The 15,694-nt window shown below is 72.3% G+C and carries 15 protein-coding genes and 1 pseudogene; 5 read left to right on the top strand and 11 right to left on the bottom strand.

Annotated features, from left to right (window positions below):
- Positions 1 to 5: 5 nt before the first annotated feature.
- From ICC28_RS41315 to ICC28_RS23840, 6 genes are all read right to left on the bottom strand, one after another.
- Positions 6 to 851 (bottom strand): SAM-dependent methyltransferase, encoded by an 846-nt coding sequence (locus ICC28_RS41315; protein ID WP_317454083.1) that lies wholly within the window; start codon positions 849 to 851, stop codon positions 6 to 8.
- Between the two features lies 1 nt (position 852).
- Positions 853 to 1,650 (bottom strand): class I SAM-dependent methyltransferase, encoded by a 798-nt coding sequence (locus ICC28_RS23860; RefSeq protein ID WP_188290727.1) that lies wholly within the window; start codon positions 1,648 to 1,650, stop codon positions 853 to 855.
- A 44-nt stretch (positions 1,651 to 1,694) separates the two neighbouring features.
- A complete protein-coding gene (locus ICC28_RS23855) occupies positions 1,695 to 2,411 on the bottom strand; it encodes a hypothetical protein (RefSeq protein WP_188290726.1) in 717 nt (238 codons plus the stop codon).
- Between the two features lie 4 nt (positions 2,412 to 2,415).
- Positions 2,416 to 3,888, bottom strand: a complete 1,473-nt coding sequence (locus ICC28_RS23850) for a coproporphyrinogen-III oxidase family protein (protein WP_188290725.1) — start codon at positions 3,886 to 3,888, stop codon at positions 2,416 to 2,418.
- A gap of 201 nt (positions 3,889 to 4,089) precedes the next feature.
- Positions 4,090 to 4,248, bottom strand: coding sequence for a hypothetical protein (locus ICC28_RS23845; protein ID WP_188290724.1), 159 nt, complete (start codon positions 4,246 to 4,248; stop codon positions 4,090 to 4,092).
- A 116-nt stretch (positions 4,249 to 4,364) separates the two neighbouring features.
- A complete protein-coding gene (locus tag ICC28_RS23840) occupies positions 4,365 to 5,666 on the bottom strand; it encodes a radical SAM/SPASM domain-containing protein (RefSeq protein ID WP_188290723.1) in 1,302 nt (433 codons plus the stop codon).
- Positions 5,667 to 5,832: 166 nt separating this feature from the next.
- On the opposite strand from ICC28_RS23840, the gene ICC28_RS23835 reads away from it, so the two are divergent.
- Both ICC28_RS23835 and ICC28_RS23830 read left to right on the top strand, forming a co-directional pair.
- Complete coding sequence (locus tag ICC28_RS23835) at positions 5,833 to 6,273, top strand: DUF6278 family protein (protein ID WP_188290722.1); 441 nt, start codon at positions 5,833 to 5,835, stop codon at positions 6,271 to 6,273.
- Positions 6,274 to 6,401: 128 nt separating this feature from the next.
- A pseudogene (locus tag ICC28_RS23830) lies at positions 6,402 to 6,613 on the top strand (ATP-binding cassette domain-containing protein); the annotation flags it as partial.
- Between the two features lie 372 nt (positions 6,614 to 6,985).
- Here the strand turns inward: ICC28_RS23830 and ICC28_RS23825 are convergent.
- Positions 6,986 to 7,744: a hypothetical protein gene (locus tag ICC28_RS23825; RefSeq protein ID WP_188290721.1), complete on the bottom strand. Its 759-nt coding sequence runs from the start codon at positions 7,742 to 7,744 to the stop codon at positions 6,986 to 6,988.
- Between the two features lie 82 nt (positions 7,745 to 7,826).
- Here ICC28_RS23825 and ggt point away from each other — a divergent pair, with 82 nt between their 5' ends.
- Positions 7,827 to 9,617, top strand: a complete 1,791-nt coding sequence (gene ggt / locus ICC28_RS23820) for a gamma-glutamyltransferase (RefSeq protein WP_188290720.1) — start codon at positions 7,827 to 7,829, stop codon at positions 9,615 to 9,617.
- On the opposite strand, the gene ICC28_RS23815 is transcribed toward ggt, so the two are convergent.
- A complete protein-coding gene (locus ICC28_RS23815) occupies positions 9,618 to 12,161 on the bottom strand; it encodes an ATP-dependent Clp protease ATP-binding subunit (protein WP_188290719.1) in 2,544 nt (847 codons plus the stop codon).
- Positions 12,162 to 12,380: 219 nt separating this feature from the next.
- Complete coding sequence (gene map / locus ICC28_RS23810; RefSeq protein ID WP_188290718.1) at positions 12,381 to 13,151, bottom strand: type I methionyl aminopeptidase; 771 nt, start codon at positions 13,149 to 13,151, stop codon at positions 12,381 to 12,383.
- Between the two features lie 32 nt (positions 13,152 to 13,183).
- Between map and ICC28_RS23805 the strand changes: the two genes are divergently transcribed.
- Positions 13,184 to 13,435, top strand: coding sequence for a helix-turn-helix domain-containing protein (locus ICC28_RS23805; RefSeq protein ID WP_188290717.1), 252 nt, complete (start codon positions 13,184 to 13,186; stop codon positions 13,433 to 13,435).
- Between the two features lie 93 nt (positions 13,436 to 13,528).
- Here the strand turns inward: ICC28_RS23805 and ICC28_RS41310 are convergent, their stop codons facing one another.
- Together ICC28_RS41310 and ICC28_RS41305 are read right to left on the bottom strand one after the other, a co-directional pair.
- On the bottom strand, positions 13,529 to 13,966 hold the full coding sequence (locus tag ICC28_RS41310) for a hypothetical protein (protein ID WP_317454082.1): 438 nt from the start codon (positions 13,964 to 13,966) through the stop codon (positions 13,529 to 13,531).
- A gap of 12 nt (positions 13,967 to 13,978) precedes the next feature.
- Positions 13,979 to 14,485 (bottom strand): hypothetical protein, encoded by a 507-nt coding sequence (locus ICC28_RS41305; protein ID WP_317454081.1) that lies wholly within the window; start codon positions 14,483 to 14,485, stop codon positions 13,979 to 13,981.
- A 555-nt stretch (positions 14,486 to 15,040) separates the two neighbouring features.
- On the opposite strand from ICC28_RS41305, the gene ICC28_RS41300 reads away from it, so the two are divergent.
- On the top strand, positions 15,041 to 15,673 hold the full coding sequence (locus ICC28_RS41300) for a hypothetical protein (protein ID WP_317454080.1): 633 nt from the start codon (positions 15,041 to 15,043) through the stop codon (positions 15,671 to 15,673).
- Positions 15,674 to 15,694 lie beyond the last annotated feature (21 nt).

Below are 15,694 nucleotides of genomic sequence, written 5' to 3'. Positions count from 1 at the left end.
GGAGTTCAGTAGTAGTTCCGCATCAGATCGTCCACCCAGTCCGGCTGTACGACCTCCTCGCGCGGCGCGAACTGCCGCAGGTACGGCTTGATGTCGAGGACGGGCGTGCCGTCTACGGCGTCGAGCCCGCGCACATGGAGGTCCAGCCCGTCCACCTTGAGCAGCCGGCAGCGCGACACCCCGATGCGGTTGGGTCGGTTCTTGGCGCGCTGGGCGAAGATCCCGGCCCGCGGCCACTCGGGGTTGCCACGCGGATGCCGGGCCCCGGTGTGGATCTTCTCCGGCTTGACCCGGTGGAAGTGGAAGACGATCTCCAGATGGGAGAAGGAGTCCAGGGCGAGCAGCGCCTCGGGCGTGAACCGCTCCGCGTCCAGCCGGACGACCGAGGTCACGTCACCCCAGTAGTCGTCCGAGAGCTCCGTGCGGTCGGTGTGGACGTACGCGATCGGCACGATTCCGCTGATCATGTCCGGCGGCTCCTCCTCCAGGTGCGCGAACCACACCTCGTCCCGGACCAGCAACTCGCCCTCGGCGGCCCGCTGCACCGTCAGATAGATGTCGTCCGCCCGGACCTCCAGCAGCTCCGCCAGCCGGCCCTGGACCAGCCGCAGCAGCGCGCCCACCTGCTCCTTGCTGTACGTCTCCTTGCACACCACGAAGCCGACCGGTGCCGGGGTGACGTCCGCCGCGCGCCACTCGGGCCGGTAGTAGGTGCCGGGCTCCAGGCGCTGCCACCACAGCCAGCAGTGACCGTCGGGCAGTTCGAGCAACTCGGTGACGTCGGAGGCCAGTCGCGCCAGCGCGGTGCCGCCGGGACTCTCGGCGGGGGAGAACAGCCTGATGACGGGCATCTCAGTGCCTCCCGCCCAGCGCCTTGACCCCGATCACCATGCAGGTGCGCACCGGGATGAGGAACTCCTCGCCGTCCTCGCGGATCCCGAGGGCCTCGCGGTGGGCCTCGGGCGCCGCGGCCAGCCGGCGCCGGATCGCCGCCTCGGCCTCCGCCCCGGACGAGGCGATCTCGCACCAGCGCTTCACCGGCACCCCCGTGCGGCTCTCGGCCTGCCCGCCCCGGGCCACCGGGACGTTCAGGCCGGCGCCCTGGAGGAAGCCGATCCACTCCGTGAGCGTGTAGCTGCGCCGGTGCGTCGGGTCGTGCAGGACCTCCAGCTCGTGGTTGAGCGCGTCGATCTCGGGGTCCTCGTGCCCCTCCAGGTCGATCACGGCGAGCCGCCCGCCGGGCCGCAGCAGCCGGGCCATCTCGCCCACCGCCCGCGGCATGTCCTGGAAGTGGTGCGGGGCGAGCCGGGACACCACGAGATCGAACGAGCCGTCGGGGAAGGGGAGTTCCTCGGCGGCGGCCTGCGCCGTCTCCACGGTGACCGAACGTTCGGCGGCGAGCTTCCGGAAGGAGTCCAGCATCGAGGGCGCCGGGTCCACGCCGACGAGACGGGCCGGGTACTCGTCCGCGAAGGACAGCGCCAGATGGCCCGCGCCGCAGGCGACGTCGCAGATCGCGCTGCCGGTCTGCGGGCCGAGCGTCTCGTGCAGTGCCTCCATGGTCGGGCTCGACCGGTGCACCTCACTGGTGGCGAAGTTGTTGGCGATCTTGTTGAAACGCCGGCTGGAGAGCGTCTCGCTGGCGGGCATGTCGTTACCTTTCCTGGTCGTGCTGCGGGGGGAACCGAGTGGGGTCATGGGCCGACGCCCACCAGGGAGGTGAGCGCGGGCAGTGGATCCCGGGACGGTCCCGGACCGCACGGGTGCAGGGTGTGGCCGAGTCCGTCGAGCACATGGACGCGGACCGCGGGTGTGGGGGTGCCGATGACATGCCGCGCGGACCAGTCGCCGTAGACGCCCGGATCGAAGACGGCGGGCTTCTGGGACGGGTCGGAGTCGTCGACCAGATAGCCGACCAGGTCGTTGCCGCCGTAGACGAGTTCGACCGAGGGGACCCGGGAGGCGAGGAAGACGTCCTCGTCGACCACCGTGCCCACCAGGACGACGCGGTCGGCCTGCCTCGGGGCGCCCGAACCGAGCAGGCGCAGCAGGGCCTGGCCGCCCAGCGAGAACCCCACGAGGGTGAACGGGCCCCTGGTCAAGTGCTGGTTTCCCTCGACGAGTTGCTCCAGCCGTTCGGCCCTGGCCCGGACATCCTCCTCGCTGACGGGGGACTTGGGGTCACGGGCCGGCATGTCGCAGTCCAGTACCTGGGCGCCGGAGGCCACCAGACGGTCCGTCAGCCGGGCCAGCAGCCGGTCGTCCCGGCCGTCGCCGTCGAGGACGGAGACGGTTCCGGGACCGGCGAGCAGCACGGTGGAACGCGCCGGAGCCGCGGGGAACGACCGCCTGGTGCGGTACGCCGTCCCGTCCGGGTCCCGGCGCCACTGGACGCGGCGATGGACGCTCATCGGTTCACCTCCGGCACACGGCTTCGGCGAAGCTGCCGATGCGCTGGTGGAAGTAGACGCTGATGATCTCCTCGTGCAGGGCCTCGCCGTCCAGCGTGGGCGCGACGCTCTCCACGGCCCCCGGCACCGGCTCCACCAGCCCCCGCTCCCGGAGTTCGGCGAACACGGCGGCGAACGGCTCGTCGTGGAACAGCTCGACACCGAACCGGCGTCGGTACCGGGCCGCGTCGATGGGCTGGTTGGCCTTGAAGTTGAAGCCGAGCACCAGTCCGATCGCCTCCGGGCCCGCCAGCCGGCGCCCGAAGGCGAGCGGCAGCCCGGGGCCGGACTGGAGCTGCCGGGCGTAGCCGCTGATGTCGGCGGTGTTGTGGGTCTGTACGACCGTGTCGTCGTCGCCGGTGAGCCAGCCGTAGGCGCCGGGGCCGTAGGCGATCATCGTGTCGTGGCGCTGCCACTTGTTCCGCGAGACCCGCGGGATGTTGCCGTCGGGGTAGAGGCCGGGCCGGTTCCACCAGCCGCACGGGCTCGGGTGGTAGCCCGCGTCCAGCAGCAGCTCGACGATGGCCTCACGCATCTCGTAGGTCTCGTGGAGGCCGGGGAAGCGGTGCTCCTCGCGCAGCCGGTCGAGGACGCTCTCCACGTTCCACAGGGCGCGGTTGCCTATGCCCATCTTCGCCCGGTCGGCGTTGCGCAGCCGGTAGATGGTGATCGTGGGCACGCCGAGGTCGGTCAGCGCGCGGATGTCGGCGGCGACCTTCGCCGGTGTCTGGAACGGCAGCCCGAACATCATGTCGACGTTGAACGGCTTGCCGGTCGCCCGCAGTTTCTCGATCGCCCGCAGCGACATCGCGGCGTCGTGCCCGCGTCCCGCGAACGCGTTGACCTCGCTCTGCAGCGACTGCACGCCCACGCTGAAGCGGTTGAAGCCGAGGTCGCAGGCCTCGGCGAGCTCGTCGTGCTGGAAGTTGTCGGGGTTGCCCTCCAGGGAGATCTCGCAGTCCCCGGTGAGCGAGTAGTGCGTCCGCATGTGGTCGACGAGCCGCGCCAACTGCTCGGTGCCCAGCAGGGAGGCGGTGCCGCCGCCCAGGTACACCGACTCGACGCGGGCCTCCGCCAGCCACGGGGCGTGCGCCAGCCGCCGCACGGACTCGTCGAGCAGCAGATCGGTCCAGAGCCGGGTGGAGCGGTCGCCCTCCGCACCGCTGGGCACCTTGCGCTTGACGTAGTTGCAGAAGTGGCAGATGTACGCGCACAGCGGGACATGGAAGTACAGATGGGCGGGCCGGCCGGCGCCGGGGTGGTCCCGTACCGCGTCGGCGACCTCGGCGGGCGTGAGCCGGTCGCCGTAGTTGGCCGTCACGTTGATGTTGTAGTCGTCCTGGCCGATGCGCAGCGCGGGATTCTCCTTGAGCAGCCGCGCGAGTCCTGTGCCGGGGCGCACGGCGGTGGAGCCGGCTGAAGCAACCGTCTTGCTCATCGCGACCTCGTCTCATCGCACCTGGTCGGCCACGGTCCCTTCCCGGCCCGTCCCTCTACGGGCCGGGAAGGCCGTGCAGCGCCCGTGTGCGTCCTCGCCCCGTCCCCACGGTCGAGGTACGCCGAGCGCTCTCCTGGGCCCGTCCCTCTACGGGCCCGGAGGGTTGTGCTCCGCTTCGGTTCCTGTCACCACGGGAAGGGGTCAGATCTCGACCTCGATGACCGTGGCCTCGGTGATGTTGGTGGCCTCCACGATGGTCTCCGCGGGGGCGGTGGCCGAGGCGGCGCCCACGGCGCTCAGGGTCACGCCCTCCTCGCCCGGCTCCAGATGGATGCGGATGACCTTCTTCTCTTCGGGCATGTCCGTATTCCCTTCGGTGCGGGGCGGCAGCGTTCGCGCCGCCCGCGGACGGGTCCCGCTCGCGTCGTCGGAAGCGGGGTCGGTGGGGCCCGGCCGGCGGGCCGGGCGGGGTGGTGCTAGCGGGGAGTGAGCGTCAGGCGTACGTCCCGTTTCCTGCGGTCGCGCCAGTAGCGGCCGGCGCGCAGCATGAACTCCTGGAGGTACTCGGTGGCTCCGCAGCCCTGTGCGTCGCCGGTGAGGTTGCGGGCCAGCGGGGGGCAGCGGAACTGACACCAGATGTCCTCCGCCGCCACCGGGCAGGTCCCGCACACGGTGTGGTCGCTGAAGCGGATGTCGCGGAACTCGTCGAAACCGGACTCCCAGATGCCGGCGAACGGCCGCTCGGCGATGTTCCCGGCCTTGTGCAGCTGGCCGGACATGCAGTTGCTGCACGGGTAGACGTCGCCGCGGCTGTTGACGTAGACGACCGACCGGCCGCACTTCTCCTGGCCCACGGCGCGTTCCAGGCGCTGGCAGAACTGGATGGTGTCCACCCCGCGGATCTCGTCCGCGGCGCGTCGGCCCGGCGGGGCGGGCGCGGCCTCGGGCTGGATGTCGGGGGAGGTCGAGTACCGCTCCATGCACCGCCGGTAGACCTCGAAGACCTCGTCGACGTCCTCGGGGCGCAGCAGCATGTCCGGGTGGAGCAGGGCGCGGCCCACGGGGTGGGTCTCCAGCCACTGCGGCCGCGGATAGCCCCGCTCGGCGCACCACTCGAAGATCGCCTCGGCGTCCTGGATGTTGTTGCGGTGGACGGAGATCGCGGTGCGGAAGACATGGCCGTGCCTGCGCATCATCTCGAAGGCGTGCTGGAGCTTGGGGAAGTCCATCCGCCCGCGGACCGTGCGCTCGGGGTCGGCGGTGTCGAAGCTGATGAAGAACGACTGGCCGGGCGGGATCGCGGCGAGGCGCTCCTCGGTGATCAGCAGCCCGTTGGTGAAGATCTGGGTGCTGAACGGCTTGCTGCGGGCATGCCGGATGATCTCGACCGCGTCGCGGTGCGAGAAGATCTCGCCCCCGGTCAGGAAGACCTGGAGCACCCCCATGTCGGCGAACTCGTCGAGCAGGGCCTTGATGCGCGGGGTGGACATCTCGTCGGGGCGCTTGAGCGCGGAGTCCGCGTAGCAGTGCTTGCAGCGCAGGTTGCAGAGATTGGTGGTCTCCACGAACGCGATGGCCGGAGCGGACAGATGGAACCGGTCCAGGGTCACCAGCGGATCGCTGAGCGCGTGCGTCATCAGCTCCTCGGCCGACACCGGGCGCCCGGCGTTGTGCCGCATGATCGGCGCCCGCGCCGAGTCGGCGAGGAACTCGACATGGCCGTTGGGCAGGAGGGCGACCAAGCCGCCCTCGTTCACCTGGAAGGGGATCTTCTGCACGAGTTCCCGCCTCTCGGACGCCCGAAGTCAACGTGCAATGAAATCATTACGTGATGAACTCTACGGACGTTGAATAACTTTTGGCAAGGGGGGTCCGAGTGCCGTGTCGCGCCCGAGTCCCGCGTGCCGGTGGTGCAGGTGGCGCCCTCGGTGCGAGGCTGGACGTATGAACATCCCTTTCCTCGGCAACTGGCGGAAGAGGCACGGCCCCGCCTTCGGCGTCGCGGTGTTCCCGGACGGTGACGACGGCCACGAGGGCATCGCCGAGCTGCTCTCCGAGTGCGACCTGCTGCGCTCCCAGGCGGCCCGGGAGGGGTTCCAACTCGACGACACCGCGGCCTCGTTGGAGGCGCTCGACCAGTTGCTGCCGCGCTGGCGGGACGACGAGGAGGTGCTGCCCTGGCTCGGCAACGACGCCGGTCTCTACCTCGGCACCGTCATCGTGCGCACCGTCCCCGGCGCGCTCTGGGAGATCTGGCCCAACGGGCAGCCCGTCGTCCGTCTCGCCTCGGGGCGCGAGTTCGACGTCGTCGCCTCCGGGCACGAGTGGGCCTCGAGCGGGGCGCCCGAGCTGTCGCAGTTGTACGCGGAGGTCGCGGAGGTGTGAATCCGTGGCCTGAACTGCGGCTTAAATACGGCTAATGCCCGAAAAGTGCGTGTCGTGCCCTAACTCCACTTGCGTCTGGATAGTTTGCGGCAACCACGACACAGCTGGGACTGAGACAGGGCTGGGGCATGGTCGTCGATCCGTTGATCGAGCTACGTGACGTCAACAAGTACTACGGGAACTACATGTCCTGCAGGACATCGACCTCACCGTCGGCAAGGGGGAGGTGGTCGTGGACGCCGGCCCCTCGGGGGCGGGGGAGTCGACCCTGCGCAGGGCGGTCGACCGCCTGGAGACCGTCCGCTCCGGCACGGTCCTGCTCGACGGGCAGCCGCTGCCCGGCACGACCGGCGCGGAAGGCCTCGACTAGGATGTGCCGTTCGTCCCCGTAGCGGCCGCACAGGCCGCCCCGGACCACCGGGGGACGCTGCTGCCGGCCGGGAAACCAGCCACGGCACCCCGGCCGCAGGGGGCAGCAGACAAGAGAGCCATACCCGCCCGGCGCCGGCCGGAGATCACTGCTTGCGCAGCGGGACCGACCCGTACGAAGGGCCGTTCCCCGGCGAGGAGAAGGTCAGCTGAGCGCCGGTCGGGTTGTGCTCGCCGCGGAGCGGCGGTCCGGCCGGCGGCCCGGCGTCTGGAAGGAGGGGCGCCGAGGGTGTGGGCCGAGGCCGGGGCGCGCATGTCGCGACCCTTGCGCAGGGGCTGCGGCTCAGGAGGCGCGGTGGGAGTTTCGCGGGGCCGCAGGGGCCGGCAGGGGCGTCTGCGCGGTCCGCGTGACGTCGCCGACGAGTTCGACCACGTCCGGTCCGTAGGCCTGGGAATTGATGACCTTCAGGAGCAGGACGAAGGAGTTGTTGCCGTACTTGCGGGTCAGGCGCTCGTGGTGGCGGGCCAGATAGCGGGTCGCGGCCTGGTTGGTGATGGCGCGCTGGCCGCAGAAGAGGAAGACCGGACGGCTCAGCTTCGGGTCGCCCGCGGTGAGCCGGGCCAGCAGGACGTACTCCGCCACCCCCGCCTCCAGCCGGTAGCGCTCGCTGCCGATCTGGAAGGCACCCCGGTCCGGGCCGGGTTCGGGGTCGACGTTGACCCGGACCCCGGGCAGCATCGCCGACATGTGAGCCGCCATACGCCGGTTCGACGCCGGACCGCCCACGCAGAACTCGGTGCGTTCGCCGAAGCCCTGATGGACCGAATCCTGGGTGACCACCTGGATGTGGGCGCCGCAGTCCTTGATCAGCGCGGACAGCTCCAGCAGTGCGAACACGTCGAAGCGGTGCACCGCCGGCTCCGACGTGGCCGGGTCGCGGTTGACGACGAGCAGTGACTCCGAGTTCTCCGGCAGCCCGAAGAAGGCCTGCTTGCGGCGGAGCTTGCGCTTCCACAGGTAGGTCCGGGACAGCCAGCCGAGCGCGGCACTGAGGCCGGCGGCCAGCACGCCGAGGACGATGTTGCGCACGTCGTCATTCATGGGCGCGCATGCTAGCGCGCACTCCTGACGGGGTCATGTCGATCGATTAGGCTGCGCGAACGGCCCTTGCATGGAGGTGCGGATGCGTCGTCCCGGAGCGCGGAAACTGGCTGTACTGGCGGTCTCGGCCGCCGTGGTGTCGGTGGGGGCGGCGCCGCCCACCGCCGGCCCCACCGAGAAGGTCCCCGTCGCCGTCGGCTACGGGGGCGCCGTCGCCAGTGTCGACGCGGACGCCTCGGCCGCCGGCATCGAGATCCTCAAGAAGGGCGGCAACGCGGTCGACGCGGCGATCGCCACGGCCGCCGCCCTGGGCGTCACCGAGCCCTACTCCGCCGGGATCGGCGGGGGCGGCTACTTCGTCTACTACGACGCCAAGTCCCGCACGGTGCGCACGATCGACGGCCGTGAGACCGCCCCGCGGAGCGCGGACGCCGCCCTGTTCCTGGAGGGCGGCAAGCCGATCCCCTTCGCCGAAGCCGTCAGCAGCGGCCTGAGCGTCGGCACGCCCGGTACGCCCGCCACCTGGCAGACGGCGCTGGAGAAGTGGGGCAGCAAGAGGCTCGCAAGCCTCCTCGCCCCCGCCGAGCGCCTGGCCCGCGAGGGATTCGTCGTCGACGACACCTTCCGGGCACAGACCGCCGCCAACGAGACCCGGTTCCGCTACTTCCCCGACACCGCCGAGCTGTTCCTGCCCGGCGGCGCGCTCCCGGTCGTCGGCTCCACCTTCAAGAACCCCGATCTCGCGCGCACCTACAAGGAGTTGGGGCGCAAGGGGGTGCGCGCGATGTACCGCGGCGGCCTAGCCGAGGACATCGTGGACACGGTCAACAAGCCGCCCGTGGACCCCGCTTCGGGCTGGAACGCCCGACCGGGCGACCTCACGGCCGCGGACCTCGCCGCCTACCGCACCAAGCTCCAGGCGCCCACGAAGACCTCGTACCGCGGTCTCGGCGTCTACTCCATGGCGCCCTCCTCCTCCGGCGGCACCACGGTCGGCGAGGCCCTCAACATCCTCGAGCGGACCGACCTCTCCCGGGCGAGCGAGGCCCGCTACCTGCACCGCTCCATCGAGGCGAGCCGGATCGCGTTCGCGGACCGCGGGCGCTGGGTCGGCGACCCCGCCTTCGAGGACGTACCGACGAAGGAACTGCTGTCGCAGAAGTACGCCGACTCGCGCGAGTGCCTGATCAAGGACGACGCGGTGCTCACCAGCCCGCTCCCGCCCGGCGACCCGCGCAACCCCGCCGCCTGCGACGCGAGTGGCACGGCGGCTCCGACCACCTACGAGGGCGACAGCACCACGCACCTCACCGTGGCCGACAAGTGGGGCAACGTCGTCTCCTACACGCTCACCATCGAGCAGACCGGCGGGAGCGGCATCACCGTCCCGGGCCGCGGGTTCATCCTCAACAACGAGCTCACGGACTTCTCCTTCGCCCCGGCCGACCCGGCCGTCCACGACCCGAACCTGCCGGGCCCGGGCAAGCGTCCGCGCTCCTCGATGTCCCCGACCATCGTCCTCGACCAGCACAACAGGCCGGTGGTGGCGGTCGGTTCGCCCGGCGGCGCGACCATCATCACCACCGTGCTCCAGACCCTCACCGGGGTCCTCGACCGCGGTCTGCCGCTCGTCGACGCCATCGCCGCACCGCGTGCCAGCCAGCGCAACCAGGCCACGACCGACCTCGAACCCGGCTTGTACGACAGTCCGTTGCGGGCCGAGCTGGAGTCGATCGGGCACGGATTCCGGCTCAACCCCGAGATCGGCGCGGCGACCGCGGTGCAGCGGCTGCCCGGCGGCAAGTGGCTCGCCGCCGCCGAGAAGGTACGGCGGGGCGGCGGCTCGGCGATGGTGGTGCGGCCGACTCGGTAGTCACAACTCCGGGGCGGGCGGCGCCTCTTCCTCCGTACGGAAGACCAGCCGCCCGTCCTCGGCGTCCACCGTGACCCGGCCGCCCTCCTGGACCCGGCCGTCCAGCAGCAGCCGGGACAGCCGGTTGTCGACCTCGCGCTGGATGGTGCGGCGCAGCGGGCGGGCGCCGTACTCGGGCTGATAGCCGCGTGCGGAGAGCCAGTCCACGGCCGCCGGCGTGAACTCGGCGGTGACGTCCTGCGCCTGGAGCATCCGGCGCGTGCGGTCCAGCAACAGGTCGGTGATCTGCCGCAACTGCTCCGGGTCGAGCTGCCTGAACACCACGATCTCGTCGATGCGGTTGAGGAACTCCGGCCGGAAGTGCTCGCGCAGCGGCCGCAGGATCCGCTCGCGCCGCGCCTCCTCGTCCGCCTCGGCGTCCCCCGCGCCGAAACCGATGCCGGCGCCGCGCCGGGTGATCGCCTCCGAGCCCAGGTTGGACGTCATGACGATCACGGTGTTGGTGAAGTCCACCGTGCGGCCCTGACTGTCGGTGAGCCGCCCGTCGTCGAGGACCTGGAGCAGGACGTTGAAGACGTCCGGGTGCGCCTTCTCCACCTCGTCGAGCAGCAGCAGCGAGTACGGGTGCCGCCGCACCACCTCGGTGAGCTGGCCCGCCTCCTCGTGCCCTACGTACCCGGGCGGAGCGCCCACCAGCCGGCTGACGGTGTGCCGCTCCTGGTACTCGCTCATGTCCAGCCGGACCATGCGCTCCTCGCTGCCGAACAGCGCCTCCGCGAGGGCGCGCGCCAGCTCGGTCTTGCCGACGCCGGTCGGCCCGAGGAAGAGGAAGCTGCCGATCGGCCGGTCGGGGCTGGCGAGCCCGGCCCGCGAGCGCAGCACCGCCTCGGCCACCACGCGCACCGCCTCGTCCTGGCCCACCACCCGCTCGTGCAGATGCTGTTCCAGGCCCAGCAGCCGGTCCTTCTCCTCCTCGGTCAGACTGCTCACCGGGATGCCGGTCTGCCGGGAGACGACCTCGGCGATCGCCTCGGTGGTGACCTCCAGATGCAGTCCTTCGTCGGCCTCGCCGTCCCCGGCGGCGTCCGCGATCCGCCGCTTCAGCTCCACGATCCGGTCGCGCAACTGCGTGGCCTGCTCGTACTGTTCGTCCGCGACGGCCTGGTCCTTGTCCCGGGCCAGCTGCTCGACCTCGCGCTCCATGGCCCGTACGTCCGTGCCCTTGGTGCGGGCCCGCAGCCGTACCCGGGCGCCCGCCTGGTCGATCAGGTCGATCGCCTTGTCCGGCAGCCGGCGGTCGGGGAGATAGCGGTCGGACAGCTCCACGGCCGCGACGAGCGCCTCGTCGCTGTAACGGACCTGGTGGTGGGCCTCGTAGCGGTCGCGCAGACCGCGCAGGATCTCGATCGCGTCGGCGGTCGTCGGCTCGGGCACCAGGATCGGCTGGAAGCGGCGGGAGAGCGCCGCGTCCTTCTCGATGCGCCGGTACTCCTCCAGCGTGGTGGCGCCGACGATGTGCAACTCCCCGCGGGCCAGGGCCGGTTTGAGGATGTTCCCGGCGTCCATCGACCCGCCCTCGCCGCCACCGCCCGCGCCGACGACCGTGTGCAGCTCGTCGATGAAGACGATCAACTGGTCGGAGTGGGCGCGGATCTCGCCCACGATGTTCGTCATCCGCTCCTCGAAGTCGCCCCGGTACCGGGTGCCCGCGACGACCGCCGTCAGGTCGAGCGCCACCACCCGCCGCCCGGTCAGTACGTCCGGCACGTCCCCGTCGGCGATCCGCTGGGCCAGGCCCTCCACGATCGCGGTCTTGCCGACGCCCGCGTCGCCGATCAGCACCGGGTTGTTCTTGCCGCGCCGGGAGAGCACCTCGATGGTCTGCTCGATCTCCTCGTCCCGTCCGATCACCGGGTCGATCCGGCCCTGGCGGGCCAGGTCGGTGAGGTCCCGGCCGAACTTGTCCACGGTCGGGGTGTCGGCGGAGCGGGGCCGCTCGGACCGCTGCGCGGCCTCCGGCGCCTCGGGCGGCAGGCCCGTGGGGGAGAAGCGGGCCGAGTTCAGGATGTGCCCGGCGGCCGAGTCGGGGTTCGCCGCGAGCGCGCTGAGCACATGCTCCGGGCCGATGTAACCGGCGCCGCGGGACCTCGCCAGGTCATGGGCGTCCAGCAGGGCCCGCTTGGCGGCCGGGGTGAGGGAGAGCGAGGTCGGGGGCGGCACCTCGCCCGGTGGGTGCTGGACCGGGCCCGAGCGCTCGTCGATCTCGGACGCGAGCGAGTCGGGGTCGGCCCCGGCCCGGCTGAGCAGACTCCGGGTCGGCTCGGCGGAGAGCGCCGCGCGCAGCAGATGCTGGGTGTCGAGGTCCCGGCTGCCGTGCTCGGCGGCGTACTGGGCGGCGCCGCGCACGAGTTCCCTGGCGGGCTGGCTGAGCAGCTGGCCGATGTTGATCTGACGGGGGCCGGGGCGCGGGCCGCCGAAGAAGCGGGCGAGGAATTCGCCGAAGGGGTCGCCGTAGCCCTCCGGGCCGTTGAAGCCGTTGGTCATCGGTTCCGTACCTTCGCTGACGACGTACCGGAAGCGGGTGCCCAGCACTAGGTACGCTTATGCCACGATTGCACGGATAGCTGCGACGGGCATGCCCAGGGCGCCTGCTGAGGGGGCGCTCGGGGCTCGGCGGCGGGTGCGGCGCGCCCCGCGCCCCTTCCCGCGTGCGCTCATCGGCGATTGTTCGCGTGCGCTCGTTGCCGCCTTCCCCGCGTGCGCTCATTGCCGTTCGGTCAGCACTCTCGGGCCCGCCTCCGTGATCGCCACCGTGTGTTCCGCGTGTGCTGCCCGTGAGCCGTCGTTCGTCTTGAGGGTCCAGCCGTCGGGGGCCGCGTGGTAGCCGTCCCCGCCGCCGGCGAGCACCATGGGCTCGATCGCGAGGGCCATGCCGTGGCGCAGGGGGAGGCCGCGGCCGGGGCGGCCCTCGTTGGGAACCGCGGGGTCCTCGTGCATACGGCGGCCGATGCCGTGGCCGCCGAAGTCCTCGGGGATGCCGTAACCGGCCTCGCGGCACACCGTGCCGATCGCGTGGGCGATGTCGCCGATGCGGTTGCCGACGACGGCCGCCTCGATCCCGGCCGCGAGGGCCCGCTCGGCCGTCTCGATCAGGCGGACGTCCGCCGGGCGCGGGGTGCCGACGGTGAAGCTGATCGCCGAGTCGCCGACCCAGCCGCCCAGCTCGGCGCCGCAGTCGATGGAGACGAGGTCGCCGTCGCGCAGGCGGTAGGCGGTCGGGATGCCGTGCACGATGGCGTCGTTCACCGAGGCGCAGACGACGGCCGGGAAGGGGGTCGGCGCGAAGGAGGGGCGATAGCCGAGGAAGGGGGACGAGGCGCCGGCCGCGCGCAGGACGTCACGCGCCACCTCGTCCAGCTCCAGTAGGGAAACGCCCACGTCGGCGGCGTCCCGCACGGCGGTGAGGGCGCGGCCGACGACCTGTCCGGCCTCGTACATGGCATCGATCGATGTGTCCGTCTTGAGCTCCACCATGCCAATTACTATACCGGTATTAGAATGGTGGCATGGTGCGTACCCCTCTCACCCCCGAAGAGCGCGAGCGCGGCGAGCGGTTCGGCCGTCTGCTCCGTGAGGCCCGCGGCGACCGCAGCATGGCGGAGGTCGCGGCGGCGGCCGGTGTCTCCGCCGAGACGCTCCGCAAGATCGAGACCGGCCGTGCTCCGACCCCCGCGTTCTTCACGGTGGCTGCGCTGGCCCAGGTGCTCGGCCTGTCGCTGGACGAGCTGGCGGTGATGTCCGCGCCGGCCGGTGTGTGAGGGCGCCTGACCTCACGGTGCGCCAGCGCGGGCGTACTCTGCGTTCCGCCGGAAAACTGCTCGTAGCGTCCCCGTAACACGACTGGTGTTGCCTTACGGACCGGAGTGCTCCGGTCTAGCGGGAGTTGGGCGATGGCTGTGGAACAACTCCCGGGACAGGTGCGGGAGTTCGCGAACTACCTGGACGGTCTGCTGGCGCGCCTTGACCAGGGCGGCGGCTGGTGCGGGGTGTTCTGGCAGCGCGATCCGGAGGGCATGCAGGCCTGCGTCGACGGACGCGAAGTGCCGCCCTGGGACGTGGTGGAGGCGCTGCTCCAGGATCTCGCGGCGGGCTACGGCCTCGAAGCCGCCCGTGCCGAGGCCGTTCGTGCCCGCGCCCTGCACGCCGCCGCGCTCGCCGCGTACGACACCCTGCCCGGCTCCCGGGACGCCCTCCGCGACCGCCTCGACATCATGCTCCGCGAGCAGCGCTACGCCGCCGAACGGCAGGCGGAACTGGGCCGGTTGCTCGCCTCCGCCGCCTCCCCGCAAGAGGCCGACGCCCTACGCCTCGACCTCGCCTGGGCCCGCGACGACCATGCACGAGCAACCGCCCGCTGCGCCGAACTCCGGGCCCGGATGGGGGAGTTGGAGCGCCGCGAAGCGAGCGGGCGGGCGGCTGCCATCCGGCGCGAACGCGGGGGCGAGGGCGAGGGCAGTGCCGTGTTCAGCGCCGACGGGGGCGAGGGGCGCGAAGGCGTCGAGGGGGCCGGGGGAGGGGTTCCGCAACAGGGGGCGGGGGCCGTGGCGCCTCGGCCGTCGGGGGCACAGGGGTGGTGGGACAAGCCGCACGCGGGAGCTCCGGCGGGGGCGCGGGGGTATGGCACCGAGCGGCACGTTGACGCGGCAGGGCCGCAGCCCGGCGCCTCCGGCGGGGGTGCCGGTGCCGGTCCGGGGAGCGGCCTGGGCGGGGGTGCCGGTCGGGGGAGTGGTCATGATGAGGGCGCTGGTCCGGGGGGTGGCCTCGATGCGGGCGCCGGATCCGGCGATCCGGCTGTCGGTTTGCCTCATGCGGGTCCCGGTGCCGTCGGTTCGTCTCACGCGGGTCCAGGTGGTCCTGCCGCCCGTTCGCCTCATGCGAGTCCCGGCGGTCCTGCTGTCGGTGCGCCTGGTACCCGTCCTGGTGCCTCCCCTGCCCGTGCGCCCCACGCCGACCCCGCCCGCCGACCCGCATCGCCTCCCACCCCGCAGTCGATGCCCTCCGCCGCACGGTCTGCGGCCCCTGTCGCAGGGCTCGCGCCCCCGGCCCCGGATCCCGCGCCCTCGGTCTTCGAGCCTGCACCCCCGGCCCCGGAACCCGCACCCCCGGCCCCGGAACCCGCGCCCTCGGCCCCGGAGTCTGCGCCCTCGGTCTTCGAGCCCGCGGCCCCGGCCCCCGAGCCCACACCCCCGGCCCCACGGCCCGCGGCTCTCACCCCGCAGCCCGCGCAGCCCGCTCCCCCCACCCCCCAACCCACACCGCCCACCCCCAAGCAACGCAAGCGTCGCCGAGGCGGTGCCCGCTTCGCCGGGATCGTCGAGGAGGAAGCCGCCCCCGCTGCCGTACCGCCCGCCGTCCTACCGCCCGTGCCCGAGCCGGGCGCCGGAAGCGGCCGCACCCTGCGCGGTGCGCGGTTCGCGGGGGTCGATGCCACGGAGCGTTCGGAGCCGCGGGCCGAGCCGGTCGACGCGGCGGACCGGCGGGAGGTCGCGGGGGCCGTCGCCAGGCTCGTACGGCTGCGGGCGGAGGGGCGCAGCGGCGAGGCGCACGCCCTGCTGGCCGAGATCACGTACTCGTCCCCCGCCCGCTACCCGCTGCTCGCCGCCGAGATGCAGCACGCCGGGCTGGGCGCCGACTGGGCCACCCTGCTCTGGGAGGCGGCGTCGCTGCCCGCCGACCGGCTGGTCGCGGCGGCCGACGCGCTGGTCGCCGGGGGACTGCGCGCCGACGGGGAGCAGATCCTGCGGCAGGGCGTGGTCCGGCCCGCAGAGGAGATGGGGCGGGCCGTGCTGGCCCTGGCGCGGGAGGGCCGCGTGCGCGAGATCGGCGCGCTGCTCGACGCCTACGTCCGCGTCCGCACCCCCGAGGAGGCCGCCCGCAGCGCGGCCGCCGACCCGCAGACCCTCGTACCGTTGCTGCTGGAGGCCGCGCGCGGCGTCTCGGAGCAGCGGCACTGGGACCTGGTCCATGCGCTGCGGGTCGCCGGGTTCACCACCTGACCGGGTGTGTCGCTCACCCGC

The sequence above is a fragment of the Streptomyces sp. TRM68416 genome, from assembly GCF_014596915.1.
Lineage (GTDB): Bacteria > Actinomycetota > Actinomycetes > Streptomycetales > Streptomycetaceae > Streptomyces.
The sequence above is the reverse complement of the archived record's forward strand: the minus strand, read 5'-3'. Positions and strand labels throughout refer to the sequence as shown.

What these genes read in the sequence shown, in the direction of transcription:
- ICC28_RS41315 (WP_317454083.1), bottom strand. Translation starts at nt 851, where the DNA reads ATGCCCGTCATCAGGCTGTTCTCCCCCGCCGAGAGTCCCGGCGGCACC.
- ICC28_RS23860 (WP_188290727.1), bottom strand. Translation starts at nt 1,650, where the DNA reads ATGCCCGCCAGCGAGACGCTCTCCAGCCGGCGTTTCAACAAGATCGCC.
- ICC28_RS23855 (WP_188290726.1), bottom strand. Translation starts at nt 2,411, where the DNA reads ATGAGCGTCCATCGCCGCGTCCAGTGGCGCCGGGACCCGGACGGGACG.
- ICC28_RS23850 (WP_188290725.1), bottom strand. Translation starts at nt 3,888, where the DNA reads ATGAGCAAGACGGTTGCTTCAGCCGGCTCCACCGCCGTGCGCCCCGGC.
- ICC28_RS23845 (WP_188290724.1), bottom strand. Translation starts at nt 4,248, where the DNA reads ATGCCCGAAGAGAAGAAGGTCATCCGCATCCATCTGGAGCCGGGCGAG.
- ICC28_RS23835 (WP_188290722.1), top strand. Translation starts at nt 5,833, where the DNA reads ATGAACATCCCTTTCCTCGGCAACTGGCGGAAGAGGCACGGCCCCGCC.
- ICC28_RS23825 (WP_188290721.1), bottom strand. Translation starts at nt 7,744, where the DNA reads ATGAATGACGACGTGCGCAACATCGTCCTCGGCGTGCTGGCCGCCGGC.
- ggt (WP_188290720.1), top strand. Translation starts at nt 7,827, where the DNA reads ATGCGTCGTCCCGGAGCGCGGAAACTGGCTGTACTGGCGGTCTCGGCC.
- ICC28_RS23815 (WP_188290719.1), bottom strand. Translation starts at nt 12,161, where the DNA reads ATGACCAACGGCTTCAACGGCCCGGAGGGCTACGGCGACCCCTTCGGC.
- map (WP_188290718.1), bottom strand. Translation starts at nt 13,151, where the DNA reads ATGGTGGAGCTCAAGACGGACACATCGATCGATGCCATGTACGAGGCC.
- ICC28_RS23805 (WP_188290717.1), top strand. Translation starts at nt 13,184, where the DNA reads ATGGTGCGTACCCCTCTCACCCCCGAAGAGCGCGAGCGCGGCGAGCGG.
- ICC28_RS41305 (WP_317454081.1), bottom strand. Translation starts at nt 14,485, where the DNA reads ATGAGGCAAACCGACAGCCGGATCGCCGGATCCGGCGCCCGCATCGAG.